The sequence below is a fragment of the Nocardiopsis exhalans genome (genome assembly GCF_024134545.1).
Lineage (GTDB): Bacteria > Actinomycetota > Actinomycetes > Streptosporangiales > Streptosporangiaceae > Nocardiopsis > Nocardiopsis exhalans.
Genome location: NZ_CP099837.1, coordinates 5534097 through 5559792, shown reverse-complemented (window position 1 = coordinate 5559792; position 25696 = coordinate 5534097). Strand labels below are relative to the sequence as shown.

Sequence of the window (25696 nt, the reverse complement as noted above, 5' to 3'; positions counted from 1 at the left end):
GTCAGTCGCGGGCGAAGGCGTCCGCGCCGGTCAGTTCGGCGGACCAGGCCCACAGGCGCTCGGCCTGCTCGGGGTCGGTGGCGTGGGCGGCGACCCCGCCCTCGCCCCGGGCCGGGTCGGCCTTCTCCGGGAGTTCGGCGATGTCGCTGTTCTCGCAGTACAGCCCGCCCAGGCCCGCCAGGCGTGGAGAGGTGGCCGCCCACACCTGGGTGGCGGCGCCCTGCTCAGGTGACTTGAAGGTGGGGTTGACCGTGTTGCCCCGATCGTCGATCCAGCCGCGGTCGACCATCTCCTCGGTGGTCATGTGCCGCTGGAGCGGGGTGAGGATGGCACCCGGGTGCAGGGAGAAGGCCCGGACCCCGTGCTCGCGGCCGAGCCGGTCCAGGTGCACGGCGAACAGCACGTTCGCGGTCTTGGCCTGTCCGTAGGCCTGCCAGCGGTCGTAGCCCCGCTCGAACCACGGGTCCTCCCAGCGGATGCCGGAGGCGTGGTGCCCGGCTGAGGACACCGAGATCACGCGGGAGCCCTCGCCGAGCTTGGGCCACAGCTGGTTGACCAGGGTGAAGTGCCCCAGGTGGTTGACGGCGAACTGGGACTCCCAGCCGGGGCCGACCACGGTGTGCGGGTTGGCCATGATCCCGGCGCTGTTGATCACCAGGTCGATCCGCTCGTACGGGAAGGAGCCAGCGAAGGACCGGACACTCTCCAGGTCGGCCAGGTCCAGCTCGGCGACCTCCGCCCCCGGGATCTCCGTCAGCGCCTCCTTCGCCTGTTCGGGCCTGCGCGCCGGGACGACCACGCGGGCACCCGCCCCCGCGAGGGCCCGCGTGGTCTCCACCCCGATCCCCGAGTAACCGCCGGTCACCAGGGCGGTCCTGCCGGTCAGGTCGATGCCGTCGAGGACCTCGGCCGCGGTGCTGCGCATACCGAAGCCGGATCCGATCTTGCTCTGTTCCGTGGTCATGCGGACCACGCTAGGAGCTGGAGCGCACTCCAGGTCAAGCCTCGCGCGCAAGGCGTCGCGTGTCGCGGCCGGTCACGCCGGGCGGCGGAAGGCGGCGGAGAGGGAGACCCGGTCCGGGACCGGGGCAGAGGGGCAAAGGTGGGACCTGAACGGAGGATCCGGAGAGGCAATGGTCTGCCGCAGGGCTTCCTCTGTTTGCCCGCCGCTCGATGGTGACCGCCTGAGCACGTTTTCGGCGCCCTGTCCGAAGATGATCTTGCTACCAGGAGCAAGTTCGGCGCCGATTTCGCTTCTGGTAGCAAGATCACCGGGGATTTGGTGGTTTCGGAAGCACCGGGTGGTTGGGTGACCGGCTGGTACTGCTGGTCACCGTGAGGGGTCAGGAGCCGGTGGGTTTGGTCTCCGCGTTGCTGGCCAGTGCGCCGCGTTCCAACTGGTCCAACAGGCTGCCCCCGGACTCGGGCACGGCCCGGGCGGCGATGTCCTTGCCGTAGCGGATGCGGGTGAACATCTCCGGGAGCCGCCGCTCCAGTCGCTGGTAGGCGATCCTGCCCAGCAGCCAGGAGACCAGCGCGCCGTTGGCCAGGGCGATCGGTAGCGCCAGCCACGGCATCCCCTGCAGGCCCAACCACACGGTGGCCGCGATGGTCGGGGCGGAGAGCACGGGAAAGGCGGCCATCGAGAACCACACCTGGAGCTGGTTGTCCCCGGTGTCGTTGGCGTCCACCCTCCGGTGCGGGTCCACCCCGGGGGTCACCGCCACCACGGACAACAGCACCGCGAGTCCGTTGGTCACACCGACGAAGACCACCAGGCCGGTCAGCACGAACGGCACCGCCCAGTACTCACCGGTCGCGAAGACCATCACCGCGCTCATCAGCACGGCGAGCGGGACGATGAGGACGGCGATCGCGATCTGCCGTCCCCGGATCTCGGCGCGGTGCGTGTCCCGGCCCTGGCCGACCACGGTCATCCACAGGGCGGTGCCGTCGTGCCCGTACAGGTTGGAGCTGGCCATGCCCATGATGAGCACGGCGACGACCCCCGAGAAGGGAGCGATCTGGGGAAGGTAGCTGATCAGCCCGAGCAGACCGATGAACAGGCCCGCGTACAGGGAGGAACGCAACTCCAGTCCCCGCCACGGGTCGCGCCACCACTGGCGGAGCTCCTTGCCGACCACCGCGCCCAGCGGGGTGTCCGGCAGGAACGAACGCCCGCCGTCGAACACGCGCGAACCGAGCGGCCGGGACCGCCGCCGCACACCACGGGAGGCCACACTCGGAGCCAGCAGACGTACCGTGACCAGCACCGTGGCCAGGGTGAGTGCACCGAAGGCGCCCAGCCAGCCGAAGGCCGCGCCCCACGCCCCCGCGGCGGCCGCGTCCACCGCCAGCAACGGCCACGAGGTCGGGATCAGCGACAGCACGGTCGCCGCCGTGCCCTGGACACCGGTCTGGGGCAGGCTGCCCATCGCGGCCAGGGCGGGCTGGACGGCCACCCAACCGAACATCAGACCGGCCACGATCAGCCCCCACTGCACCGAGGCGATCTCCATCCCGAGCCGGCTGTGCATGGCCGCGCCCAACGCCCGGAACACCAGGCGGGACAGCGACACCATGAACACCACCAGCATCAGCATGCCGAGCAGCCCGAGGAACAGCGTGGCCGGATCGGAGGCCCAGGCGTGCCAGGCCACCGATGCCGCCACGACCAGGGTGAGCAGCGTGCCCGGACCGACGAACATGGTCACCAGCAGGCCGGCGCCCACCCGGTTCCGGTCCAGGGGGAGGAGGGTGAAGTACTGCGAACGCAGCACCCCCACACCGTTGGTGATGGTGGGCCCCAGCACCCAGGCCCCGGCCCACACCGCCAGTACGAGCATCAGCAGACCGGACCGGACCTGGTCGGAGGCGGCGGTGACCGCCAGGTACCAGGTGAGGGCGGCGCCGAGGGCGATCACCGACAGCGTGAACCACCGGGCGCCGCCGAAGGAGTGCCGCCCCAGGGTGAACTTGAGCCGGATCAGGAGTTCAACCACGTCAGGTCCTCCTCACTGACCTCGCGCGCCCCGACCAGCCGGACGAAGGTGTCCTCCAGGGTGGCGTCCACACCGCGCACCTGGTCGAGTGAACCGTCGGCCAGCACACGGCCCTCGGCGATGATCGCGACCCGGTCGGTGAGCTGCTCCACCAGGGCCATCACGTGACTGGAGATGATCACGGTGCCGCCGCCGTCGGTGAACCGGCGCAGGATCGCGGTGAGCACCCGGGCCGACACCGGGTCCACGGCCTCGTAGGGCTCGTCCAGGACCAACACCTCCGGCGCGTGCAGCAGCGCTGTGGCCAGACCGATCTTCTTGCGCATACCGGTGGAGTACTCGGCGACCAGCACACCGTCGCGTTCGGCCCCGTCCAGCTCGAGGACCTTGAGCAGCTCCTCGGCACGGCTGCGGGTGACATCGCGGCCCAGACCGCGCAGCCGCCCCCAGTAGTCGAGCAGTTCGCCACCGGTCAGCCGCTCGGGCAGGGACAGACCGTCCGGCAGCACCCCGAGCCGCTTCTTGGCCTCGACCGGATCCCGCCACACGTCCACGCCGAGGACCCGGGCGGTCCCGGAATCGGGGCGCAGCAGCCCCACCGCCATCGACAGGGAGGTGGTCTTGCCCGCACCGTTGGGGCCGACGAGACCCAGCATGGCGCCGCGCGGCACGGCCAGGCTCACGCCGTCCGCGGCGCGGGTCTCGTTGAACGTCTTGGTGAGTCCGTCCAGCTCAAGCGCTGGTTCGGCTGCTGCGGGTAGGTCGGGGCTAGTCATGGCATCCATGTTCCGTGAGCTCCGCCCCGCGCGCATCGGCCACCCGGACAGAGTCCCTGGCCGACCGGCCAGCATCTCAGCCCGGCCGCTGGCCTGGTGATGGAGGCGCTGGACTGGGGTGCCGTTCTAGGCTGGAATCCGGGGAGGACCGCGAACAGGGGGAGGGGTGCATGGAGCCGAGGCGCCGCAGTCGCCGCGACGTCGTCGTCGACGTCCTCCTGACGTTGTTCGCGGTGGTCTACGGGCTGATCTCCTTCACCGGATACTCCCTGGACCTGCACCCGCCCGACCGGGTTCCGACCTGGGTCCTGTGGCTTGACCTGGCCTGTCTCCCACCGGCCTGCGCTGCCCTGTGGTGGCGCCGCAGCCACCCGCTGGCGGTGGCCGCGGGGGTCGTCCTGGTCGCCACCTTCTCCGTCGCAGTGGTCGGCGCGCTGATCGTCGCCCTGATCTCGCTGGCCGTCCACCGGCCCTTCGTCCAGGCCGCCGCCATGGCTCTGCTGACCATCGTGCTGTCACTGCCCTGGCTGCTGCTCGTCCCGCCCACCGTCTTCGACGCGATCGTGACGGGGCTGGTGATCGTCCTGATGATCGGTGTCTGTGTCGCCTGGGGCGCCGCCATCCGCTCCCGGCGGCGCCTGGTCGAGCGCCTGCGGGAGGACGTGCGGCGCGAACGCGAACTCCGAGAGGAGCGGCTGGCCGCCGCGCGAGTGGAGGAGCGCCGCCGGATCGCCCGCGAGATGCACGACGTCGTCGCCCACCGGATGTCCCTGTTGTCCGTGCACGCCGGGGCGCTGGCCTACCGCACCGAGCGGGCCGAGGCCGGGCAGGCCGAACCGTTGAAGGCCGCCGAGGTGGGCGCGGCGGTCCGAGTGATCCGTGACAACGCCCACCGGGTGCTGGACGAGCTCAGCGACATCCTCACCGTGCTGCGCTCGGGGGACCTCACCGGGGAGGAGCCAGAGGAGGCCGTGCCCCAGCCCCGGCTGGCCGACGTGCCCCGGCTGGTGGCGGAGGCGGTCGCGGCGGGGGAGAAGGTGTCCTACACCTCGGACCTGCCCGAGGGGACCGCCCCTCGTGAGCAGGTGCAGCGCACCGCCTACCGGGTGGTGCAGGAAGGGCTGACCAACACCCGTAAACACGCTCCGGGGGCGAAGGTAGCGGTGACGGTGTCCGGGGCTCCGGGGCGCGGCCTGGTGGTGGCGGTGAGCAACGTGCTCCCGGTCGGGAAGGCCGGCCAGGAGATCCCCGGAGCTGGGGCCGGTCTTGCGGGGTTGGCCGAACGTGTGGAGCTCGACGGGGGCCGGTTGCGGCACGGTCCCGCGCGTGGCCGGTTCGGGCTGACCGCCGTGCTTCCCTGGCCTGGGGAACAGGCTACGGGGGCCGCCGGGGACGATCGTCGGAAGGTGTCATAGTGGTGGCCGTGAACGCTCCTGTCCGGGTCCTGCTCGTGGACGACGACGCCCTGGTCCGCGCCGGTCTGCGCCTGATGCTCTCCGGGGACGACCACATCGAGGTCGTGGGGGAGGCGGACGACGGCGCCGGGGTGCTGGCCGCGGTGGCCGAGCACCGGCCCGACGTGGTCCTCATGGACGTGCGAATGCCGGGGGTGGACGGCATCGCCGCCACCGAGGAACTGCGTTCGGGCGCGGTCTCGGGACCGAACGGTCCGGGCGGTGGAACCGGGCCGCAGGTCCTGGTGCTCACGACCTTCGACGCCGACGCCACCGTGGTGCGCGCCCTGCGCGCGGGAGCCGCCGGTTACCTGCTCAAACACACCGACCCGGCCCGGATCGTGGAGGCGGTGCTGCGCGCGGCCTCGGGTGAACCGGTGCTGTCGCCGAGCGTCGCGCGCGCCTTGATGGATCAGGTGGCCGGCGCCGACCCTGTGGAGCGCTCCGCGGCGCCCACCCGCCGTGAACGCGCCCGGGCCAGGCTGGCCCTGCTTTCGGACCGGGAACGCGACGTGGCCGAGGCGGTGACGGAGGGGCTGTCCAACGCGGAGATCGCCGACCGCCTGTACATGTCCATGGGCACGGTCAAGGCGCACGTGTCCAGCGCGCTCACCAAGCTGGACCTGTCCGGCCGCATCCAGCTGGCTCTGCTCACCCACGACGCCCACGGGTCCGAGGACTGAGACCTCCGAAGACGGCCGGGTCGGACGGCTGGATCAGGTGCCCGCGGCGGTGGCCATGGCTTCGGCGAGGGCTCGGGCCTCGTCGGACCCGGGAAGGGGGAGGCCGGTGGCCATCCTGGCCATGATCACGCCGGAGAGCAGGTCCGCGACCAGTCGGGCCCGGGTGGTGTCGGTGAGTTCACCGCGTACCACCGCGCGTTGGAGGAGCCCGGTGACCAGGGCCAGCCTGCGGTCCAGGATCGCGTGCATGATCGCCGCGCCGGCCTGTTCCCGGAGCGCGGCCACCAGGGCGTGCCTGGCCAGGGTCTGGGTGGCGGTCTCGCCGAACACCCGGTAGACGGCGTGGACCATGGCGGTCAGGTCGCCGCGGAGCGAGCCGGTGTCGGGTACCTCGATTCGCTCGATGGTCAGCTGTTCGGCGGCGGACAGCACCAGCTCCTCTTTGGTGGCGTAGCGGCGGAAGACGCTGGTGCGCCCCACGCCCGCGCGTTCGGCCACCTCGTCGAAGGTCAGTTCGAAACCCTGTTCCAGGAGGAGTTCGACCGCGGCCCGCCGGACGGCCTCGTCCACGGCCGGGTCGGGGCGGCGGCCGCCGCGTCCCTTGGTCATCTTCTTCTCCCCGGGGTCTTGACAACAGTTGCGGTACTCATAGTATCGATACTAAGAGTTCCGGTATTCAGAGTATCGGAATGTATCCGCAAGGAGAAGCGCCATGAGCGTGATCGTTGTCGGAGCCGGTCCCACCGGCCTCATGCTCGCGGGAGACCTGGCCGAGGCCGGGGTCGAGGTCACCGTTCTGGAGAAGCGCGCCGAGGAGTCCAACCTGACCCGTGCCTTCGCCCTGCACGCCCGCACCCTGGAACTGTTCGACATGCGCGGAATCGCCGACGAGATCGTCGGGCAGGGCTACCAGGTGCCCCGGGTCCGCGCCACCATGGGCGGCCGCGAGGCCGTGCTGGACATGCACCACCCCGAGAGCCGGTTCAAGTACGTGCTGACCGTCCAGCAGGCCCGAACCGAGGTCCTTCTCCAACGCCGGGCCGAGCGCCTGGGCGTGCGGATCCAGCGCGGCGCCGAGGTCACCGGCCTCGACCAGGACGAGGACGGGGTCACCCTCACCGTCCGCACCGGCGAAGGCGAACGCACCGAGCGAGCAACCCACGTGGTCGGTACCGACGGGGCGCACAGCGTCGTCCGCGCACAGTTGGGGGTGGGATTCAGCGGGCACAGCTACGACACGCACATCATCCTCGCCGACGTGCGCCTGGACCAGGACCTGCCCCGCGCGGTCAACCCCTTCATGGGCTCCGACGGGGTCGCCCTGCTACCGCCCTACGGCGACGGCTGGTTCCGCGCCACGGTCTGGGACCAGACCCGTCAGGCAGTACCCCTCGACCATCCCGTCACTCCGGACGAGCTCAACGAATCCCTCGGAAGGATCACCGGAGGGCAGCTCAGCGTCGCCGAGACCCGCTGGTCCACCCGCTTCCTCAGCGAACGCCGCCAGGCCGACCACTACCGCGTGGGCCGGGCCCTGCTCGCCGGGGACGCCGCGCACGTGCACTCCCCGATGGGCGCCATGGGCATGAACACCGGTATCCAGGACGCCGCCAACCTGGCATGGAAGCTCGTCGCCGTGGAACGGGGCTGGGCGCCGCCCTGGCTGCTCGACACCTACGAGGACGAACGCCACCCGGTGGGCCGCGCGACCCTGCGCCTCACCGACCTCATCCTGCGCATGGCGGTGGCCCCCGCCCCGATCCGGGCGATCCGACCCCACGTGGTCCCCAGGCTGCTCCGGAACCGGAAGGTCTCCGACCGGGTACGCAGGCTGATGTCCGGGCTCGGCGTGCGCTACGACCGCCCCGTGCAGGTGGCGGACACCGTCTCGGTGGGACAGCGGGTGGACGACCTCCCCCTGGTCAGCGACGGCGAACGCACCCGGCTGTACGAGTTGGCGGACCCCACCCGGTTCACCCTGCTGGACGCCACCGAGGCCGGGTATCCGGCCGAGGCCGCCGAACCCTGGGCCGACCGGGTCCGCGCCCTGCACGTGCGGGCTGAGCTGTCCGAGGGCGCGGACGTCCTGCTGGTGCGTCCCGACGGCTACGCCGCCTGGAGTGGTGAACGCCCCTCCGCCGACCAGGTCCGCACCGCTCTCAACGAGTGGACGGGTTCTCCGTGACCGAGGGGCCGACCTTGCGGCACATCCGGCCGAACGAGATCCACTGCAGGAGGACCAGTGATGCCACGGCGGCCGCGGAAGCCGACCACAGGCCGGTCAGCCCGCCCAGCTCCACCGCCGGAACCGAGACCAGCGCCAGCAGCCCGTAACTGAAGGCGAAGGCGTACACGGCGGGCCGGGTGTCCTTGAGCCCGAGCATCCCCGAGTTGGGTGCCGACTGCAGGGCGTCCAACAGCCCCACCAGGCACAGCAGCGGCACCAGCGCGACGACCCCCGCGTGCACCCGGGGGTCATCGGTGAACAGCCATACCAGGGGCCCGGCGGCCCACCACAGCAGTGCTCCGCTGATCAGCACGACCGGCACCGAAACCAGATAGCTCGCCAGCACAGTGCGCACGACCAGCGTCCCGGACCGTGCTCTGGACGCCCGCACGGTGAACGGAACGGTGGCCTGCCCCACCGCGACGCAGGAGATGAAGGACATCCCGAGGAGCACCGCCACGAGTTGGTGCACGGCGGCTTCCTGGGGGCCGATCCGGGCCACCACCACGGCCAGGACACTCAGCGAACCCGACTTGATCAGCAGCGTGGACCCCGAGGGCAGCCCGACCTTCGCCATCCGCCCGATCCCCGACCAGCGGGGCCGCCCGAAGCCGATCCGGTGACCGCGCAGGACGGTCACGCGTCTGACCACCGCGAAGTTCAGCCCCAGGGTGAGCACGTTCATGCTCAGCATCGCCAGGCCCGCGCCGAGCAGACCCAGCTCGGGGAAGGGGCCGAGCCCGAGGACCAGGAGCGGGGTCAGGATCAGGCTGAGTGCCACAGCGGTCAGGGACAGCGCCAGCACCGCCTTGGTGTGTCCCAGCGCCACCATCAGCACCGTGGTGGAGTTCTTGACCGAGGCCAGTACGACGTACCCGGCCATGAGCAGCGGGTAGAGGCCGAGCGCCGCCACGGTCGGTTCGGCCACCCCGATCAGCCGGGCGCCCACGGGCACGGCGAGGATCAGCAGCCCGCCCACGCCCCCCAGGAACAGGCTCAGCCACAGGCTGTCGCGCACCACCGGGGCCAGGGCCCGCGGTGAGTCCTCGTTCTCGGCGAAGAAGGGCATCGACCCGCGCAGGGTGCCGTGCACGACCATGATCATCGGGTTGAACACGGCGAGCACCAGCGCGTAGGCGGCCAGTTCCACGGTGCTGGTGTTGCCCAGGACCGCGGCGGTGACCGCGCTGCCGATCAGGGTGGACAGCATGGACAGGTACAGCGGTAGCGCCTTGCCCGCGATCCGCCGGGCGATCAGCCCCGGCTCCTTCGGAAGCTCGGGGGACTCAGCGGGGCCCTGTGGAACCTGGGGGGTCTGGGCGGAACCCGGGGTGGCTGACATAGGGAGGGAAGACTCCTCGGGGGTTGGGTGCCGCCGGAGGCGAGCGGTCAGTAGTGTCTGATCCGACACTGCGTTCGATGACGAGGGGACGGCTCTCATGGCCGAAAAGCGCGTTGTATGGGCGAAGAAGCTGCCGGAGGTCTACAAGAAGCTCGACGAGATCGACCTCATCCTCGCTGACCACCTGGACGTCCATCTGCTGGAACTGATCAAACTCCGCGCCTCCGTGCTCAACGGCTGCGCGTTCTGCGTGGACCTGCACACCCAGAAGGCCCTGAAGGAGGGCGAGTCCCAGCAGCGGCTCTTCCTGGTCTCCACCTGGTACGAGGCCGGTGACCGGTTCACCGAGCGCGAGCGGGCCGCCCTCGCCCTGACCGACGAGATGACCGAGCTGGGCGGTACCGGGGTGTCCGACGTGGCCTACGAGGAGGCCGCCGAGCACTTCGACGAGACGGAGCTGGCCGCGCTGATGTCGGCCATCGCCATGATCAACCTCTACAACCGTCTCGCTGTCACCAGCCAGCTGCACCCCAAGGAGCGCTAGCCACACGCTCCTGCCCGGCCTTCCGTCGGTGGCCTGTTCCGGCCACCGACGGAAGGCCGAGTCCGGGCTCAACTGCGTTCGGACACGCACACGGTGTATCCCTTCGGGTCGCGCCACGGCCCCTGGTTCTCCTCGAACCACCGCCTGGTCCGGTGGCCCAGCTCCGCTGCCGCCGCGTACCCCTCGGCCCCCGGCGGCAGCCCGTACAGGGCCAGAACGGACACCGCGTACCGGATCACCGGCTCGGGTTCGGCGAAGACCAGCGCGTTGTCGCGCCGGGTCACCGACACCTCTCCGAACACCTCCCGCATCCGCCCGGGCAGGTCCTCGCTGCTGGCCAGCCCGCGGTAGCCGGGTGCGTCCAGCCCGAGGCCGCCCACCACTTCCTTGACCATGGCGACCAGGTGCGGAAGCCCCGCGCCGTGGTTGACGGTGGCCAGTACCCGCCCGCCCGGACAGGTCACCCGTCGGGCCTCTCGCAGCGCCCGGTCCGGACCGGGCACGTGGTAGAGCATGTGCCGGGCGGTGACGGCGTCGAAGGAGGCGTCGGGGAAGGGCAGGTCCATGGCGTCGGCCAGCACCGGGCCGGCCTGGCCGCGTTCGCTGATCCGCTCCAGAGCCGCGGCCGAGCTGTCCAGCCCGACGAACCTCCCCTTGTTCCCCCGCCCGCCCAGGCGGCCAGCGAGGTGCGCAGGGTGGACGGCGGCCCCTCGGGGTAGGGGTCCACGACCACCGCCGGTACGAGTTCGGGCAGGGACCCGGCCAGGCGGCGGGCGGCCTCGGCCCGGCGCGGGTGGGTCATCACCGCGCAGGAGATCCGCACGCCCGCGCTCACAGGGCCTCCTTCGGGGCGGGGCAGTGTTCGGCCCCGTACTCCAGAGCGGCCAGGGTCAGCCCGACCACCTCCGAACGGTGCTCCTCCAGGGCCGTGACGTCCACGCGGGTGCGCAGGGCGCCGGGCACCAGCGTGGCCAGCGCCCGTTCCACCGCGGGCTCGCCCAGCCGTGCGCGCAGCCCGCCGACCACCCCCGGCCAGCGGCCCTCCAGGACGGCCCCGTTGGCCACCGCCGTGTACCACACCGAGGTCAGGTGCGGTTGCGGCAGCAGGGTCCGCAACGAATCCGCTCCGGTGCGGGCCGCCAGCGCGGCGGCCAGACCCAAGGCCAGTCCCGCCTCGTCGGCGCCCCAGGACGCCAGGCCCCGGGCCAGTGGCAGGTGTGCCTCGGGTACGTCGTTGTCCAGGTCGATCAGGGAGGGCGCCCCGGTGGTCCAGTTCAGGTGGGGGAGCGGCCGGGGCGGTTCCAGCACCGAGGTGTCGGGGGCCGCCCCTGCTTCGGGGGCGAAGCACACCGAGAGCCGTGCCCCGTGCCCGGCGTTGCCGACCAGGCTGGGCAGCTCCTCGTGCTCCACCGGGTTGGGCACGGCGACCAGCGCGGACACCCCGGCGCGTCGGACGAACCGCAGTACCTCCCGGTCGTCGGGCTCGTCCGCCTGCCCCTCCTCGGCCAGGAAGCGGCCCAGTGCCACGGACAGCTCCGAGGGCAGAGCCAGGGCCACCGTGGGCACGTAGGGGTTGACCACCGGGACCGCTCCGGCTCCGGTGAACACCGCCCAGCGGGCCAGCGTGGCGGTGCGCGAACCCCACTCGACGAAGAAGGACACCGCTGCCTCCGGGTGGGCGCTCAGGTACCGCTGAACGGTCCGGGCGAATCCCTCGGCTGGTCGTGCGTCGTCCTGCAGGACCAGGTGGTGCGTGGTGTCGTACCGGGCGGCCGAGCCGAAGGCCACCGTCGCGCTGCGCAGAGCGGTGGGCGGGCCGTCCGGTTCGGGGTCCAGGGCCAGCCCGGCCAGGGGGAGGCCGGTGCGCTCGGCGACCCGTCCGGCCGAGTCGGAGCGGGAGGGGTGGGACATCACGGAGGCGGACACACGGATGCTCTGGGGGCTCTGGGGGGCGTGCATATTTCCGATCCTAAGCTTTTGGTCCCCACAGAACCGGTTGTCCACAGGCACGGGTCGGTGGCCCGAGAGCTCTCGGGCCCGAGCCTGAGCCTGTGCCCCGCCGCTCATCGGGGCCGGACACGCGAGCACCCCGTCCCGTCGACGCGGGCCGGGGCGCTCGAAGACGTCCGACCAGGATCAGCTGGTGGGCTGCTGGTGCTGCCCGGAACCGGAGCCCTGGCCCCGGCCCCGCGCGGGTCCCTGCCCCTGCGCGGATCCATGCTCCGGGGACGCGGTGGGACGGGGCGTGGCGGTGGGCTTCTCGTGGGCGGCCTGGTAGCCGGCGCGGTAGCTCGACCGGTGGCCCGATTCCCGGGAGCTCTCGGGGTCCTCACCGCGGATCGCGGCGGGCCAAGCCGCGGTGAGGCCGTAGATGACCAGGACGTCGATCGCGATGACCACCACCGACCACAGCGGCATGGCGATGAGGAAGGCCAGCTGGGCGATGGCGTTCATGGCGGCCAGGACGATGGCGAAGGCCCGGGCCCAGGCGCTGCCGGAGAGGATCGCCAGACCGGCGACGACCAGCACCACCCCCCACAGGCCGAGCAGGACGCCCCAGGCGCCGTATTCGAGGACGAGCATCTGGGTCTCGCTGGCGATGTAGAAATCGGGGGTGAACATCGCCGCCAGACCCTGGATCACGTTGATCGCGCCGGTGACGATGAGCAGCGTCGAGACGAAGTACTGCCAACCGTTGGGCTGTGTCTGCATGGGTGCTCCTCTACCGGTCACCCAGGAGACCGACAGGTCTGACAGGGGTGACCTCTCGGGTGTCACGAGCAGGCGGGTCCGTACGCCGCATCTTCATCATCGGGCACATGACGTAAGGGGCACGGCAGCGGTTCACCCGGATCCGGCAAAGCCCGTTCGTGTCCTCCCGGAGATGGGATGTCTGTTTTTACGTAAGAACGTAGAATCATGTATCGTGGTTCCGTGTCAGAACCAAAGCCTGAACGAACCGCCGCTGAACGCCTCGCCGACCTGGAGGCCCGGGTCGCCGAACTGGAACAGCGGGCCCGGCCTGCCGCCGCCCCCGCCGAGGCTGCCGAGGCCTCCTACGGAGAGCGCTTCTTCGCCCTGGAGGCGCTCAAGGAGCGCGTCCCCGAGGACGGCATGGTGGTCTATGCCGGTGTCGTCCCCGTCGAGGGCGGCGAACCGCTCCAGTGGCAGTACGGCAGGACCGTCGGCGACATCGAGGGCCTCGACTGGTCCTCCCTGGCTGGGAACCTCGACGCCCTGGGCCACCCCGTCCGCCTCAGCCTCCTCCAGGCCGTCCACTCCGGCACCGCCACCGTCGCCGAACTCAAGGAACGCGCGGAGTTCGGCACCAGCGGTCAGATCTACCACCACATCAACCTGTTGGTCGCGGCGGGTTGGCTGGTCAACCGCAGACGCGGCCACTACGTCATCCCCCCGGAACGGCTGGTCCCCCTGATGGTGGTGCTCACCGCGGCGAAGGGCTGAGCTCAGGGACGGGACGAGGAGAGGAAACCATGCCCAGCGGCACACAGGCCATCAGCACACGGGCCAGGGTGAGCGCCGCCGTCGCGGCCGTCGCCGTCCTGGCCGCCGGGTTCGCCCTGCGACCGCAGCCCCCGACCCTGTCCCCGGACACCACCGGCGACGCCGAACTGGCCGAGCGCGCACGCCCCCTGCTGGAGGAGGGGCCGCGGGCCACCGCCGCCGTGGTGGAGGTCGGCGACGGGCGGATCCGCGGCGCCTACTTCGGCTCGGACGAGACCACCCGCTACGAGATCGGTTCGGTCTCCAAGAGCCTGACCGGGCTGCTGCTGGCCGACGCCGTCGAGCGCGGGGAGGTCACCGAGGACACCGAACTCGGCTCCCTGCTGGACCTGGGGGAGGCGCCCGCCGCCTCGGTCACCCTGGCGGAACTGTCCGGTCACCAGTCGGGTCTGCCCAACAACCCGCCCAGGGCGCTGGACCGGATCGCCCAGGCCGTCAACCACACGCGCAACCGCCAGCCCTACACCGCCGAGGACGTCGACGCCCTGGTCGGGATGGTCGCCGACGCCGAACTCTCCGGCCGGGGCGAGCACTCCTACTCCAACCTCGGCGCCGCCGCCCTCGGCCAGGCTCTGGCCGCCGCGGCCGGTACCGACTACCCCACCCTCGTCCGGGAGCGGATCCTGGACCCCCTGGACATGACCGACAGCCTCGTCCCCGCCACCCCCGAGGACGTGCCCCCGGAAGCCGCCACCGGGCACGCCAACAACGGCCGCCCGTTCGCCCCCGTGGCCGACGCCGTCTGGGCGCCCTCGGGCGGGGTGTACTCCACCGGCGCGGACATGGGGCTCCTCGCCCTGGCCCTGCTGACCGGCGATGCCCCCGGAGCGGTGGCCATGGAACCGCGCTGGGAGGACGAGGTCGGAGACGGCGTCGGGCTGGGCTGGTACGTCACCGACCACGACGGCACCGAGGTGACCTGGCACAACGGCATCACCGGCGGTTTCTACACCATCCTGGCCCTGGACCGCGAGGGCGAGCGCGCCGTGGTCATCCTGTCGGACACCCCCGCCGGCACGTACTCGGCCGCCGTCGACCTTCTGCTGGAGGAGGCATGACCGACCTGCTGCTTCCCGCCCTCAGCTGGGCGGTGCTGACCCTGTTCGCGGCGTCCCAGTCCTGGGAGCTGCTCCGGGACGGGCACAAGGCCGAGAAGCCGCGCGCCTTCCCCGACCGCTCGGGTGTGTTCGGCAGAGGCGCCCTGGTGCTCCTGTTCACCGTGATCCCGCTGTACCTCAACCAGTGGTTGGTGATCCCGGCGGCCCTGTGGTGGGTCAACGTCGCCGTGCTCGCCGTGACCTTCGCCGTCGGGGCGGCCCGCTGGCACACCCTGCCCCGGAGCGCGGCGGACGAGGGCGCGCGCGGCCGCAGGCGCTGGGCCCTGTTCACCTCGGCCCTGACCGTCGCCTTCGTCCTCTTTTTTGCACTCTGAGTCCTGCTGCGGCGGCCGGGGGGAGAGTTCCGAGGTCACCCAGCGGCCCGAGGAGCGATCCCTCTTTCCCTCAACCTCGAAAGCCGCAAAGGGTCATTAATGCCCCCGTTCGACAAAAACTGCCAATAGCTAAATATCATTCCAAAGCGGACTTTGGTTAAGGTGTTTCGCGGGTTTTCGTGCTGGCAGCAGCCCTTCGTTGCGAGAAAGGACCCGTTTCTCTCGGGCGTGGACTAACGTAAAATCCACCCGCCCCGGAAAGTCCCGCCGCCGGGATGCCCGGGTGTTCTCCCCTGCCCGTGAAACGGCGGGGGAGGCGTCAAGCGGCTCCTCCATCCGCACGAAACGCCGCGAGGAATCCATTCATGGCAGTACACCTGTCCGACCGGAAACGGCCTCTTCCGCGCCCCGGCCAACAGGCACTCGTCGCTCTCCTGGGCACCTCCGCCCTGGTCGCCCCGGCCTGGTCCTGGACGGTGATCGAGAGCCCCGAGTCCGCCCGCCCGGTCATCGCCCTGGTCGGCGGTCTGGTCGGACTGCTGCTGTGCGCGGCCGTGGCCACCGCCGTCTACCAGGCGGCCGTCGCGCGTATCGCCCGCGCCCACAGCACCAGGGTCAGCGGCGGCGCCCGGACCCTGGAGGAGGAGGCGGGGTGGGTCGTGGACGCGCTCCTGCCCGCACTCGCCCACGCCGCCCGTGAGGGGCGCCCGGTGAAGACCGTGCTCTCCGCACACCCCCGACCCGCCCACCCCACGGTCGACCGGCTCGCCCACGCCGTCGCCACCCAGGTCGCCGATGCCGAGCAGCGCTCCGCCGAGGACCGGGCGGCGCGCACGGAGATCGAGAACGAGGTCATCGATCTGGCGAACGCCGCCCTGCCGCTGATCGTGCACCGGGTGCGCCAGGACCGCACCATCGCCGTCGAGGTACTCAACCAGGAGTTCCAGAACGTCCACCCGCCCGTCGCCCACCTGCGCCGACGCGTGCTGGAGGAGATCCTGGCCGGGGAGCGCCGCTGCGCCACCGCGCTGGTCTCGGCGGCCAACTCCGGCGGGCGCATCCAGGCCCACCTGACCACCCTGCTCGCCCAGCTGCGCACCCTGGAGGACCGGTACGGCGACCGGCCCGACATCTTCCACGACCTCCTGGCGGTGGACCACAACGTCGCCCGCACCGGCCGCCTCGCGGACGCGTTCGTCGTCCTCGCCCAGGGGCGCTCCGGGCGGCGCTGGACCCGCCCCATCATCATGGAGAGCATCCTGCGCGGGGCGATGGGCCGGATCACCGCCTTCCGCCGCGTCCGCCTGCACTACACCAGCAAGGTGGCGGTGGTCGGCTACGCGGCCGAGGGGGTCATGCAGGCACTCGCCGAGCTCATGGACAACGCCGCCAACTTCTCCGCCAACGGCACCGAGGTACACGTCTATGTGCAGGAGGAGGACACCGGGGTCACCATCACGGTCGAGGACAGCGGGCTGGGCCTGCGTCACCGGGAACGCAGGATCGCCGAGAACCTCATCGCCGAACCCCGCACCCTGGCCACCCTCCCCGGCACCCGGATGGGGCTGGCGGTCGTGGGCTGCCTGGCGGACAAGTACGGCCTCACGGTGAGCTTCCGGCCCTCGGCCCGGGGCGGGATCGGGGTGGTCGTGCTCATCCCGCCCAACCTCATCACCGAACCACGTGTCCCCGAACGCCGTCCGCTCGCCGACACCCCGCCCCCGGTCAGCGCGCCCGCGAACTCGGCGGAAGGCACCCCGGCGCGAGGGGTGCCGACGGCCCACACACCGCCCAACGGCACGCCCCGGCCCGCACCCCAGACCGGACCCCAACCCCAGGTGTCGACGAACAGCGCGCCTCCGGTCGCGGACGTCCACAGCGGACCGAACCGGTCACTCCAGGCTCCGGCCAACCAGGGTCCGGCCGCACCCGCTTCGACCCGCCAGGGCCCGGCCGAGCAGGAGCCGACCGAGAAGGGCACCGGCCGTCCGCCCCTGGCCCGGCGCGACGCCGCCCGCCCCGCCCCCGCCGCCAGCGACGCGGAGCGGCCCGCCCAGCCGGTCAACCTGCCCCAGCGCCGTCGCGGGCACACCCTGGCCGAAGCGGTCCGGGAGAACCCCGAACAGCTCTTCCCGACCCGGCACCGTTCCTTCGACCCCCGGGCGCGGAACGAGGTCCCCACCCGGTTCGCCGCCTTCCGTGACGCTGGTGACGCCGACGGCGCACCCGAGGGGGACGGCCCGGACACCACCTGGGAGGACCGGCGTTGAGCACGGCCTCCACCACCATCAGGAAGGAGCAGGGCGTCTGCGCCCGGCCCTGAGCGGCCGGGTTCGCACGCCCGAACGATCGATGACGACCACGGACGCCGGCCTCGACTGGCTGTTGGAGAACCTACGGCACCGCACACCGGGCATCCGACACGTCCTGGTGCTGTCCAGGGACGGGCTCAAGATGTGCCACACCCGGGAGCTGGACATGGACCGGGCCGACCAGCTCGCCGCGATCTCCGCCGGGATCCAGAGCCTTTCCCTCAGCGCCTCCGCGGAGTTCGGCGACGCGACCGGATCGGGCCAGGCGATGCTGGAGTACGGCGGCGGGCTCCTGCTCATCGTCGGTGCGGGAGAGGGCGCGCACCTGGCCGTCATCGCCGGTTACGAGGCCGATGTCGGTGTGGTCGCCCACCATATGAACGAACTGGTCGAGCAGATCGGGGTGCACTTGACGGCCGGGCCCCGCCGCAGGCCCCACGGGGTGGACCCGTCCCGATGAACACGGACCCCCTCCCCAGCGGCGGCCCCGGTACCGACCCCCGCGGTGGCGACCCCCTCAGGACGGAGGCGCCGGACCGGCTGTACACGGTCACCGGGGGGCGCGGTGACGCCGACGACCCCGCCCTGGACGCCGTCGCCCTCGTCGTCGCCGAGTCCGAACCGGCGCCCGACATGCAGTCCGAGCACGCCGCCATCCTCCGGCTGTGCCGCCGACCCGTCGCCGTGGTGGAGATCTCCGCGGAGCTAGGGCTCCCGGTGAGCGTCGTACGCATCCTCCTCGTCGACCTGCTGGACACCGGGGCGGTGACCGCCCGGCACCCGGTACCCGCCCCCTCCCGGCCCTCCTCCCCCCAGACCGGGCCACGGCACGACCCCGACACCCTGAAGCAGGTGCTCCTTGCCCTCCAACGCCTCTGAAGTCCCCGCCTCCGGAGTCCCCGCCTCCGGAGTCCCCGCCTCCGGAGTCCCAGCACAGACGGCAGCCACGGCCACCGGACGGCTGCCCCTCGCCAGCACCGCGAGCAACGCGCTCAAGATCGTCATCGTCGGCGGCTTCGGCGTGGGGAAGACGACCATGGTCGGTTCGGTCAGCGAGATGCGCCCGTTGAGCACCGAGGAGGTCATGACGCAGGCCAGTGCCGGGGTCGATGACCTCAGCGCGGTCCGGGACAAGCGCACCACCACGGCCGCGTTCGACTTCGGCCGGATCACCGTGGACGCCACCCGGGTCCTCTACCTCTTCGGCGCCCCCGGTCAGAAGCGCTTCTGGTTCCTGTGGGAGCAGCTCTTCACCGGCAGCCTCGGCGCGGTCGTCCTGGTGGACACCGCCCGGGTGGAGGAGTCCTGGTACGCCATCGACCGCTTGGAACACCACCGCACCCCGTTCATCGTCGCGGTCAACCGGTTCGCTCCGGGCCCGAACCTGGACGAGGTGCGCACCGCCCTGGACCTGTCCGACGACGTCCCCCTGCTGGAGTGCGACGCCCGCCGCCGCGAGTCCAGCCGCGACGTACTCATCGCCCTCGTCCACCACCTGGCCAGGTACCGTCCGCCCGCGTCCGCACCGGAGAGGTCGTCGTGAACAACACCGTGGGAGCCCCCGGGGTCCAGGGGGCGGCCGTCCCCCCGGCCCGGGGGCCCGTGCCCCTGTCGCCCGAGCACCAGCACGCCATGCGCTTCTACGGGCCCGACATCGCCCGGGATCCGGTGTCGCTGTACGAGGAGATGCGCCGCCGCTTCGGCCCGGTCGCCCCCATCCTCCTGGACGGTGACATCCCCGCGTGGTTCGTGCTCGGCTACCGGGAACTGCACCACGTCACCGGCCGTCCCGAGTGGTTCGCCCGGGACTGCCGTCGCTGGAACATGTGGGACCACATCGACGACGACTGGCCGCTCATGCCGTACGTGATGTGGACCCCCTCGGTGATGTTCGCCGAGGGCGCCGAACACCAGCGGCGGGCCGGGGCGATCGGCGACGCCCTCGACGCCACGGACCGAGCCGACCTGCGCGTGTTGTGCCAGCAGGTCGCCGACGGCCTCATCGACCAGTTCGCCGGGGACGGCGAGGCCGACCTGGTCAGCCAGTACGCCCACCACATCCCGGCGGGGGTGATCGCCCGGCTGTACGGCCTGCCCGCGCAGGAGGTTCCCGACATGGTCCGGGACATCCTCATCTCGCTGGACGTCACCGCCGATGCGGGCGCGGCCCACCAGCGGGTCCAGGACCGGATGCGGCGGATCGTCGGTGAGCGGCGGGCCCACCCGCGCGACGACGTCCCCTCCCGGCTGCTCCTGCACCCGGCCGGGCTCACCGACGACGAGGTGGTCATCGACCTGCTGGTGATCATGTCGGCGGCCCAGGCGCCCACTGGCAACTGGATCGGTAACACGCTGCGGCTCATGCTGATGGACGACGACTTCTCCCTCACCCTGCAGGGCGGCCGCAGCAGCTCCGGCGAGGCGCTCAACGAGGTGCTGTGGAAGAACACCCCCACCCAGAACTTCATCGGCCGGTGGGCGGTTCAGGCCTGTGAGCTGGGCGGGCGCCACATCAAGCGGGGCGACCTGCTGGTGCTGGGTTTGGCCGCGGCCAACTGCGACCCCCGGCTCAACACCGGTGACCTGGGCATCTACGGAACCAACCGGGCGCAGATGTCGTTCGGGCACGGGGAACACGGCTGTCCGTTCCCCGCGCCCGAGACAGCGGAGGTGATCGCCCGCACCGCCGTGGAGACCCTCCTCGACCGGCTGCCGGACGTGCGGATGGCGGTTCCCTCGGACCGGTTGCGGTGGCGGCCGTCGGTGTGGATGCGCGGGCTGTACGAACTCCCCGCCCGGTTCAGTCCCATCGTCGGTCAGGGGCGCGGTACCGGCCAGGGGCGGCGGCTGGGTTAGCGGCTGTGTGAGCGGTGAAGGGCGGGCCAACGGCGGCTGGGGGACGGTGGTGGCCCGGCTAGCGGGCTCCGCGCGGCCGCGGGACCGGGGAGAACTCCAACGGCAGCTCGCGCAGCCCGCGGGTGAACAGGCCCTGTTCGACCAGCTCGGCGCCCTCGGCCAGCTTCAGGTTGGGCATGGCGTCGAGCAGGTCGTTCACCCCCACCCGCACCTCGGCCTCGGCCAGCAGCGCCCCCACGCAGAAGTGCCGTCCCAGGGCGAAGGAGAGGTGTTCGGCGGCGGCGGAGAACGACGTGGTCTCCGAGAGCTCCGAGCGGTACAGGTCGAAGGCCTCCGGCGCGTGGAAGCGGTCGGGGTCGCGGTTGGCCGATCCGATCAGGCAGGTGACGGTGGCCCCGGCGGGTACCGTGCCGCCGCCGATCTCCACGTCCCGGGTGGTCTGGCGCATGATCATCTGCACCGGCGGGGTCAGCCGCAGCGACTCGGCGAAGGCGCGGGGGATCAGGGAACGGTCCTCCCGGACCGCCGCGAGCTGGTCGGGGTGCGTGATCAGGTTGGCGAACAGACTGGCCAGGGCCTTGTCCGTGGTCTCACCGCCGGCGGCCAGCAGGAGGCTGCAGAAGGCCTTGACCTCCTCGTCGGTCATCCGGGTGCCGTCGACCTCGGCCTGACAGAGCTTGGAGAGCAGGTCGCCTGCGGGGTTCTCCCGGCGCTCGGCGATGATCGGCAGCAGGTAGTCCGCGAACTCGTCCCGGGTGCGCAGCCCGGCCTCGGTCACCCCTGGGTCCTGGCTGAGGTTGCCCAGGAAGGCGATGATCGCGCTGTACCAGTCGTGGAAGCGGTCGTGGTCGCTCTGGTCCAGGCCGAGCATGTCCACGATGACGTTGATCGGGAACCGGGTCGCGTACTCCGAGACCAGTTCGACCCGGCCCCGGTGGCGGAAGCCGTCGATCAGGGCGCGGCTGTTGCGCTCGATCACGGGCAGGAAGCGCTCCTGGAGTTCCCGGCCGCGGAAGGCGGGCGCGACCAGGGCCCGGCGGGTCGAGTGGTCGCGCCCGTCGAGCTGGAGGATGGTCCGCCCGTGGACCGGCTCCAGCTGCCACCCGTAGTTGTCCGTGGAGAAGGCGCCCTCCCGGTCCTGGAAGACCCGCCGCACGTCCTCGTACCGGGAGAGTACGTAGCTGGAGGTGGGCTCGTGCCAGAGCAGCGGGGAGTGTTCGCGGAGCAGGGAGTAGGCGCGGTAGGGGTCGGCGGCGAACTCGGGGGAGATCAGGTCCGGGGCCTTGCCGGTGCGGGTCACAGCGATCACGCTCCTGGTGGTTGACCGAGGCACCACAGTAGGTAGGCGTGCGGCCGCAGACCAGCTCCGGGCGCTCTTCGGGGCCGTATCCAGGCCGAAAGCGTGATACGTCCGGCTTTACTGCCTCCGACTTGCCGTCCGTAGCCGGGGGATTCGGCCGACCGGGAGTGTGACGGATGGGGCTCGTGCCCGTCCTTGCCCGCGTGTCGGAGGGGTGCGGGTGGGGCCCGGTCGCGCCCGCGCCCGCGTGTCGGAGGGGTGGCGGCCGTGTGTTCGGGGCCAGCAGTCGAGTGCCGGATGCTGAGCTGGGGGCGGTCCTGGGGAATCCGGCTCGGCAGGGGTGTGGTGTCCTTAACCCCGCGTCCAGGGGTGTCCGTTGCTTCCCAAACCACCAAATCCCCGGGAGGAGGGGGACCCGAAACCGCCCCGGGCACCCAGACGGACACACTCACCCTCGCACCCCTCGCACCCCTCGCACCCCTCGCACCCCTCGCACCCCTCGCACCCCTCGCACCCCTCGCACCCCTCGCACCCTCGCACCGGCCGACCCCGCCCCCGGCCTCCACCACCGCCGGTGCCGCGCTCCCCGAGCCGGAAGGCGTCATCGCCTTCGTCACTGCGGGCCGCGCCGCACCGCCGCTGCCCGCCGAACGGTGATCACGGCTCACAGACGATGACCGCCCCACCTGTGACGACCGGCCGATGCTCACGCAACCGTGGTCAGTGGATGAGTTCCCTCCAGTTGGCCGGGACCCGTTCGGCGGGGGCGGGAACCGGCTGGTCCTGGGGGTGTGAGGTCGGCGCCGCCAGTTCGGGGCCCTGACCGGCCTGTTTGGTGCGGAAGTCGTAGAACCACTTCTCGCCCGGCTCGAAGCTCTGGATGATCGGGTGGCCGGTGGACTCGAAGTGGCGGCTGCCGTGTTGGGCGGGCGAGGAATCGCAGCAGCCCACGTGTCCGCAGGCCGCGCAGCGGCGCAGGTGCACCCACCAGCCGCCGCCCGCGAGGCACTCCTGGCAGCCTTCCCCGCTGGGCGGGGCGGTCGGGTCGATCTCGTTGCTCATGCGCAGCACGCTACCCACTGGCTCCGTGACCGGGAGGGAACCACGCCCGGGGCGACGTGCGGCTCTTGCGGTGCCCGGTGTAATCGGACGGGGTGACCGCCCGGTAGCCTCGTCGCCGGTCGCACCGACCACCCTGGCAGACAACCTGGAAGGCACTCTTATGAGCGAGGAGCTGTCCGTCCGCGTCGACGGTCACGTCGGTGTGCTGGAGATCCACCGCCCGCCGAACAACCACTTCGACCTCGACGTCCTCACCGAGTTGGCGGACACCGCCGAGGAGCTCGCCGCCGGGGGAACCCGTGTCCTCGTGCTGTGCTCGGAGGGCAAGAACTTCTGCGCCGGGGTGGACTTCGCCTCCGGCGGCGTGGGCGACACCCCGGTCCACACCCTCAGCGCCATCTACGGTCAGGGGCTGCGGCTGTTCTCGCTGCCGGTCCCGGTGATCGCCGCCGTCCAGGGCGCGGCCGTGGGCGGCGGGCTCGGCCTGGCCTGCGCGGCCGACTTCCGGGTGGCCGCCCCCTCGTCCCGCTTCCACGCCAACTTCGGGTTGCTGGGCCTGCACCAGGGCTTCGGTCTGAGCGCCTCGCTGCCCCGGATCGTGGGGCAGCAGAAGGCCGCCGACATGTTCTACACGGCCCGCCGCGTCACCGGTACCGAGGCGCACGCCATCGGCCTGGCCGATCTGCTGGTGGACGAGCCGAACCTGCGCGAGGAGGCCGTGCGCCAGGCGCACCGCATCGCCCTGTCCGCCCCGTTGGCGGTGCGCTCGATGAAGGCCACCATGCGCGCCGACCTTCTCGCCGAACTGCCCGCGGCCCTGGACCGGGAGATCATCGAGCAGACCAAGCTGCTCGGTACCAAGGACAACGAGGCCGGGGTCACCGCCTCCCTCAACCGCACCAGGCCCACGTTCACGGGGGAATGACCCCGCTTCGCCCCCTCTTCCCAGCGTGATCTTGCTACCAGAAGCGAAATCGGCGCCGAACTTGCTTCTGGTAGCAAGATCACGGGGGTTTCGGAGGCCGGGGTCAGGGGCGGCGGTCGGAGTGGCCGAGAGGACGGTCCGGGGCGATCCGGTCCCGGACCAGCTTCTTGATGTCGGCGGCGTCGGTGAACGCGGCGTCGCTCTTACGGGACCAGACGACCTCGCCGTCCACACGCACCTCGAACACGCCCCCGGTGCTGGGGATCAGCGCCACCTCACCGAGTTCGGCCTCGAAGGTGGTGAGCAGCTCCTGCGCCATCCAGGTCGCGCGCGGCAGCCACTTGCAGCGCGTGCAGTACTCGATTTCCAGCCGTGGGGTTCTCACCTGTGCAGACACGCCCCCAGTATGCCGGGCACGGGTACGGCGCCGGTGCGCGCCCCGGTGGACTTCGTCTCCGGAGCGCCCTAGCGTGAGCGCGACCTCGGAAAGGAACCTCCACTGTGCAGACGTTCAACCTGCCCGGAACGGACATCGCGGCCCCGAACGTGGTGCTCGGCCTCATGCGCATCGCGGACAAGAGCGACGACGAGATCCGCGCCCTGGTGCGCACCGCCCGGGACGCCGGTGTGGACTTCTTCGACCACGCGGACATCTACGGCGGCTCCACACACGAGTGCGAGCGGCGCTTCGCCGAGGCGATGCGGTTCACCCCCGCCGAACGGGACGCCGTCACCCTCCAGACCAAGGCCGGTATCGTCACCGGCCCGGAGGGGTCCTACTTCGACCACTCCTACGAGCACATCGTCGCGTCGGTCGAGGGTTCGCTGCGGGCGCTGGACACCGACCGCGTCGACCTGCTGCTCCTGCACCGGCCGGACGCGCTCGTCGAACCCGAGGAGGTGGCGCGGGCCTTCGACGACCTGGAGGCCGCGGGCAAGGTGCGCGCGTTCGGGGTGTCTAACCACACGCCCCGCCAGATCGACCTGCTCCGCCGCCACGTGCGCCAGCCGATCGTGGTCAACCAGTTGCAGCTGTCGATCTCCCACGCGCCGATCATCGCCCAGGGGCTGGCGTCGAACATGGTCGACGAGCCGGGGGCGGTGACCCTCGACGGCGGCGGGGTCCTGGACTACTGCCGACTCCACGACATCACCGTCCAGGCGTGGTCGCCGTTGCAGGCCGGGTTCTTCGACGGGGTCTTCCTCGGCTCGGCCGAGTACCCGGAGCTCAACGCCGCCATCGACCGGATCGCCGACAAGTACGGTGTGCCGCCGATCGCCGTGGCCACCGCGTGGATCACCCGGCACCCGGCCCGCATGCAGGTCGTGCTCGGCACCACCACCCCCGAACGGGTGACCGGGGCGGCCCAGGGTTCGGACCTGCCGCTGACCCGCCCCGAGTGGTACGAACTGTTCCGAGCGGCGGGCCACCGTCTGCCCTGAGCCCGGCCTCCGAACTCATGGCTTGCGGGCGACCGCGCCGAACTCGTCCATGAACTGCGGCTCGCCGACCTCCGCGGGGGCGGGGCGCCACATCGGGATCGACACCAGACCGGGCTCCACCAGCTCCAGGCCCTCGAAGAACCGCTCGATCTCCTCGGGGGAGCGCAGGACGATGGGAACGGGGGAGGCCTCGTTCCACTGGCGCACAGCCTCCTCCATGGCCTCACCGGTGGCGGCGTTGGTGGAGTGCGTGATCACCACGTGGCTGCCGGAGGGCAGGGCCGCCACCAGCTCCCTGACGATGTCGTAGACCGACTCGTCGGGGATGTGGAAGAGCAGGCCGAGGAGGACGAGGCCGACCGGCCGGGAGAGGTCCAGGTGCTCGGCGGCCGCGCGCAGGATGACGGCCGGGTCCCGCAGGTCCGCGTCCACGTAGGCGGTGTGCCCCTCGGTGGTGCTGGTCAGCAGGGCCCGGGCGTGCGCCAGGACCAGCGGGTCGTTGTCGACGTACACGATCCGCGCGTCCGGGGCCGCCCGCTGGGCCACCTCGTGGGTGTTGTCCGCGGTGGGCAGCCCGGTGCCGATGTCCAGGAATTGGCGGATTCCCTGCTCCTCGACCAGGTACCGCACCGCGCGCTGGAGGAAGGCCCGGTTCTGCACGGCCATCTCACCGATCATCGGCAGTACCGACAGGATCTGGTCACCCATGGCGCGGTCCGCCGGGTAGTTGTCCTTGCCGCCCAACCAGTAGTTGTAGATGCGGGCCGAGTGCGGTTCGGCGGTGTTCAGGGCGTCGTGGGGGGTGTGCGACAT

At 71.5% G+C, this 25696-nt stretch carries 26 protein-coding genes; 14 read left to right on the top strand and 12 right to left on the bottom strand.

Annotated features, from left to right (window positions below):
• Position 1 precedes the first annotated feature (1 nt).
• The 3 genes from NE857_RS24565 to NE857_RS24555 all read right to left on the bottom strand — a co-directional run bounded on the left by NE857_RS24565 (position 2) and on the right by NE857_RS24555 (position 3778).
• Positions 2-964 carry an SDR family NAD(P)-dependent oxidoreductase gene (locus tag NE857_RS24565; protein WP_254417851.1) on the bottom strand — a complete coding sequence of 321 codons (963 nt, stop codon included), beginning with the start codon at positions 962-964 and terminating at the stop codon, positions 2-4.
• A 379-nt stretch (positions 965-1343) separates the two neighbouring features.
• Positions 1344-3002 (bottom strand): hypothetical protein, encoded by a 1659-nt coding sequence (locus NE857_RS24560; RefSeq protein WP_254417850.1) that lies wholly within the window; start codon positions 3000-3002, stop codon positions 1344-1346.
• On the bottom strand, positions 2987-3778 hold the full coding sequence (locus NE857_RS24555; protein ID WP_254417849.1) for an ABC transporter ATP-binding protein: 792 nt from the start codon (positions 3776-3778) through the stop codon (positions 2987-2989). The genes NE857_RS24560 and NE857_RS24555 overlap by 16 nt, the downstream gene beginning before the upstream one ends.
• Positions 3779-3948: 170 nt before the next feature.
• Between NE857_RS24555 and NE857_RS24550 the strand changes: the two genes are divergently transcribed.
• Positions 3949-5193, top strand: a complete 1245-nt coding sequence (locus NE857_RS24550; protein ID WP_254417848.1) for a sensor histidine kinase — start codon at positions 3949-3951, stop codon at positions 5191-5193.
• The gene (locus tag NE857_RS24545) at positions 5193-5915 is read left to right on the top strand and encodes a response regulator transcription factor (RefSeq protein WP_254417847.1); all 723 of its coding nucleotides are present in this window, start codon (positions 5193-5195) and stop codon (positions 5913-5915) included. Before NE857_RS24550 ends, NE857_RS24545 begins: the two co-directional genes overlap by 1 nt.
• Positions 5916-5948: 33 nt before the next feature.
• Here the strand turns inward: NE857_RS24545 and NE857_RS24540 are convergent, their stop codons facing one another.
• A complete protein-coding gene (locus tag NE857_RS24540) occupies positions 5949-6524 on the bottom strand; it encodes a TetR/AcrR family transcriptional regulator (protein ID WP_254417846.1) in 576 nt (191 codons plus the stop codon).
• Positions 6525-6627: 103 nt separating this feature from the next.
• On the opposite strand from NE857_RS24540, the gene NE857_RS24535 reads away from it, so the two are divergent.
• Positions 6628-8100, top strand: coding sequence for an FAD-dependent monooxygenase (locus NE857_RS24535; RefSeq protein WP_254417845.1), 1473 nt, complete (start codon positions 6628-6630; stop codon positions 8098-8100).
• Here the strand turns inward: NE857_RS24535 and NE857_RS24530 are convergent.
• Positions 8075-9484, bottom strand: a complete 1410-nt coding sequence (locus NE857_RS24530; protein ID WP_254417844.1) for an MATE family efflux transporter — start codon at positions 9482-9484, stop codon at positions 8075-8077. The genes NE857_RS24535 and NE857_RS24530 overlap by 26 nt on opposite strands.
• A 97-nt stretch (positions 9485-9581) precedes the next feature.
• Between NE857_RS24530 and NE857_RS24525 the strand changes: the two genes are divergently transcribed.
• On the top strand, positions 9582-10028 hold the full coding sequence (locus NE857_RS24525; RefSeq protein WP_254417843.1) for a carboxymuconolactone decarboxylase family protein: 447 nt from the start codon (positions 9582-9584) through the stop codon (positions 10026-10028).
• A 68-nt stretch (positions 10029-10096) separates the two neighbouring features.
• On the opposite strand, the gene NE857_RS34370 is transcribed toward NE857_RS24525, so the two are convergent.
• The 3 genes from NE857_RS34370 to NE857_RS24510 all read right to left on the bottom strand — a co-directional run bounded on the left by NE857_RS34370 (position 10097) and on the right by NE857_RS24510 (position 12740).
• Complete coding sequence (locus NE857_RS34370) at positions 10097-10702, bottom strand: class I SAM-dependent methyltransferase (RefSeq protein WP_301184363.1); 606 nt, start codon at positions 10700-10702, stop codon at positions 10097-10099.
• A gap of 157 nt (positions 10703-10859) precedes the next feature.
• Complete coding sequence (locus tag NE857_RS24515) at positions 10860-11987, bottom strand: hypothetical protein (RefSeq protein ID WP_254417842.1); 1128 nt, start codon at positions 11985-11987, stop codon at positions 10860-10862.
• Between the two features lie 177 nt (positions 11988-12164).
• Positions 12165-12740: a DUF7144 family membrane protein gene (locus NE857_RS24510; RefSeq protein WP_254417841.1), complete on the bottom strand. Its 576-nt coding sequence runs from the start codon at positions 12738-12740 to the stop codon at positions 12165-12167.
• Between the two features lie 207 nt (positions 12741-12947).
• Between NE857_RS24510 and NE857_RS24505 the strand changes: the two genes are divergently transcribed.
• The 8 genes from NE857_RS24505 to NE857_RS24470 all read left to right on the top strand — a co-directional run bounded on the left by NE857_RS24505 (position 12948) and on the right by NE857_RS24470 (position 20153).
• Positions 12948-13493: an ArsR/SmtB family transcription factor gene (locus NE857_RS24505; protein WP_254417840.1), complete on the top strand. Its 546-nt coding sequence runs from the start codon at positions 12948-12950 to the stop codon at positions 13491-13493.
• A gap of 29 nt (positions 13494-13522) precedes the next feature.
• Positions 13523-14611, top strand: coding sequence for a serine hydrolase domain-containing protein (locus NE857_RS24500; protein WP_254417839.1), 1089 nt, complete (start codon positions 13523-13525; stop codon positions 14609-14611).
• Entirely contained in the window at positions 14608-14985 is a 378-nt protein-coding gene (locus NE857_RS24495; protein WP_254417838.1) for a hypothetical protein, read from the top strand. Before NE857_RS24500 ends, NE857_RS24495 begins: the two co-directional genes overlap by 4 nt.
• A 365-nt stretch (positions 14986-15350) precedes the next feature.
• On the top strand, positions 15351-17255 hold the full coding sequence (locus tag NE857_RS24490; protein WP_254417837.1) for a sensor histidine kinase: 1905 nt from the start codon (positions 15351-15353) through the stop codon (positions 17253-17255).
• A gap of 82 nt (positions 17256-17337) precedes the next feature.
• Positions 17338-17757: a roadblock/LC7 domain-containing protein gene (locus NE857_RS24485; protein WP_254417836.1), complete on the top strand. Its 420-nt coding sequence runs from the start codon at positions 17338-17340 to the stop codon at positions 17755-17757.
• Positions 17754-18176, top strand: coding sequence for a DUF742 domain-containing protein (locus tag NE857_RS24480; RefSeq protein WP_254417835.1), 423 nt, complete (start codon positions 17754-17756; stop codon positions 18174-18176). The genes NE857_RS24485 and NE857_RS24480 overlap by 4 nt, the downstream gene beginning before the upstream one ends.
• Positions 18157-18840 (top strand): GTP-binding protein, encoded by a 684-nt coding sequence (locus NE857_RS24475; protein ID WP_425572135.1) that lies wholly within the window; start codon positions 18157-18159, stop codon positions 18838-18840. The genes NE857_RS24480 and NE857_RS24475 overlap by 20 nt, the downstream gene beginning before the upstream one ends.
• Positions 18837-20153, top strand: a complete 1317-nt coding sequence (locus NE857_RS24470; RefSeq protein WP_254417834.1) for a cytochrome P450 — start codon at positions 18837-18839, stop codon at positions 20151-20153. Before NE857_RS24475 ends, NE857_RS24470 begins: the two co-directional genes overlap by 4 nt.
• A 58-nt stretch (positions 20154-20211) precedes the next feature.
• Here the strand turns inward: NE857_RS24470 and NE857_RS24465 are convergent, their stop codons facing one another.
• Positions 20212-21453 carry a cytochrome P450 gene (locus NE857_RS24465; RefSeq protein ID WP_254422082.1) on the bottom strand — a complete coding sequence of 414 codons (1242 nt, stop codon included), beginning with the start codon at positions 21451-21453 and terminating at the stop codon, positions 20212-20214.
• Between the two features lie 720 nt (positions 21454-22173).
• On the bottom strand, positions 22174-22515 hold the full coding sequence (locus NE857_RS24460) for a UBP-type zinc finger domain-containing protein (RefSeq protein WP_254417833.1): 342 nt from the start codon (positions 22513-22515) through the stop codon (positions 22174-22176).
• A 160-nt stretch (positions 22516-22675) separates the two neighbouring features.
• Here NE857_RS24460 and NE857_RS24455 point away from each other — a divergent pair, with 160 nt between their 5' ends.
• Positions 22676-23440: an enoyl-CoA hydratase/isomerase family protein gene (locus NE857_RS24455; protein WP_254417832.1), complete on the top strand. Its 765-nt coding sequence runs from the start codon at positions 22676-22678 to the stop codon at positions 23438-23440.
• A 103-nt stretch (positions 23441-23543) separates the two neighbouring features.
• Here NE857_RS24455 and NE857_RS24450 read toward each other — a convergent pair whose 3' ends face one another.
• Complete coding sequence (locus NE857_RS24450; RefSeq protein WP_254417831.1) at positions 23544-23837, bottom strand: Rdx family protein; 294 nt, start codon at positions 23835-23837, stop codon at positions 23544-23546.
• Between the two features lie 104 nt (positions 23838-23941).
• On the opposite strand from NE857_RS24450, the gene NE857_RS24445 reads away from it, so the two are divergent.
• Positions 23942-24883, top strand: coding sequence for an aldo/keto reductase (locus NE857_RS24445; protein ID WP_254417830.1), 942 nt, complete (start codon positions 23942-23944; stop codon positions 24881-24883).
• Positions 24884-24898: 15 nt separating this feature from the next.
• Here the strand turns inward: NE857_RS24445 and NE857_RS24440 are convergent, their stop codons facing one another.
• Positions 24899-25696 carry an SAM-dependent methyltransferase gene (locus NE857_RS24440; RefSeq protein WP_254417829.1) on the bottom strand — a complete coding sequence of 266 codons (798 nt, stop codon included), beginning with the start codon at positions 25694-25696 and terminating at the stop codon, positions 24899-24901.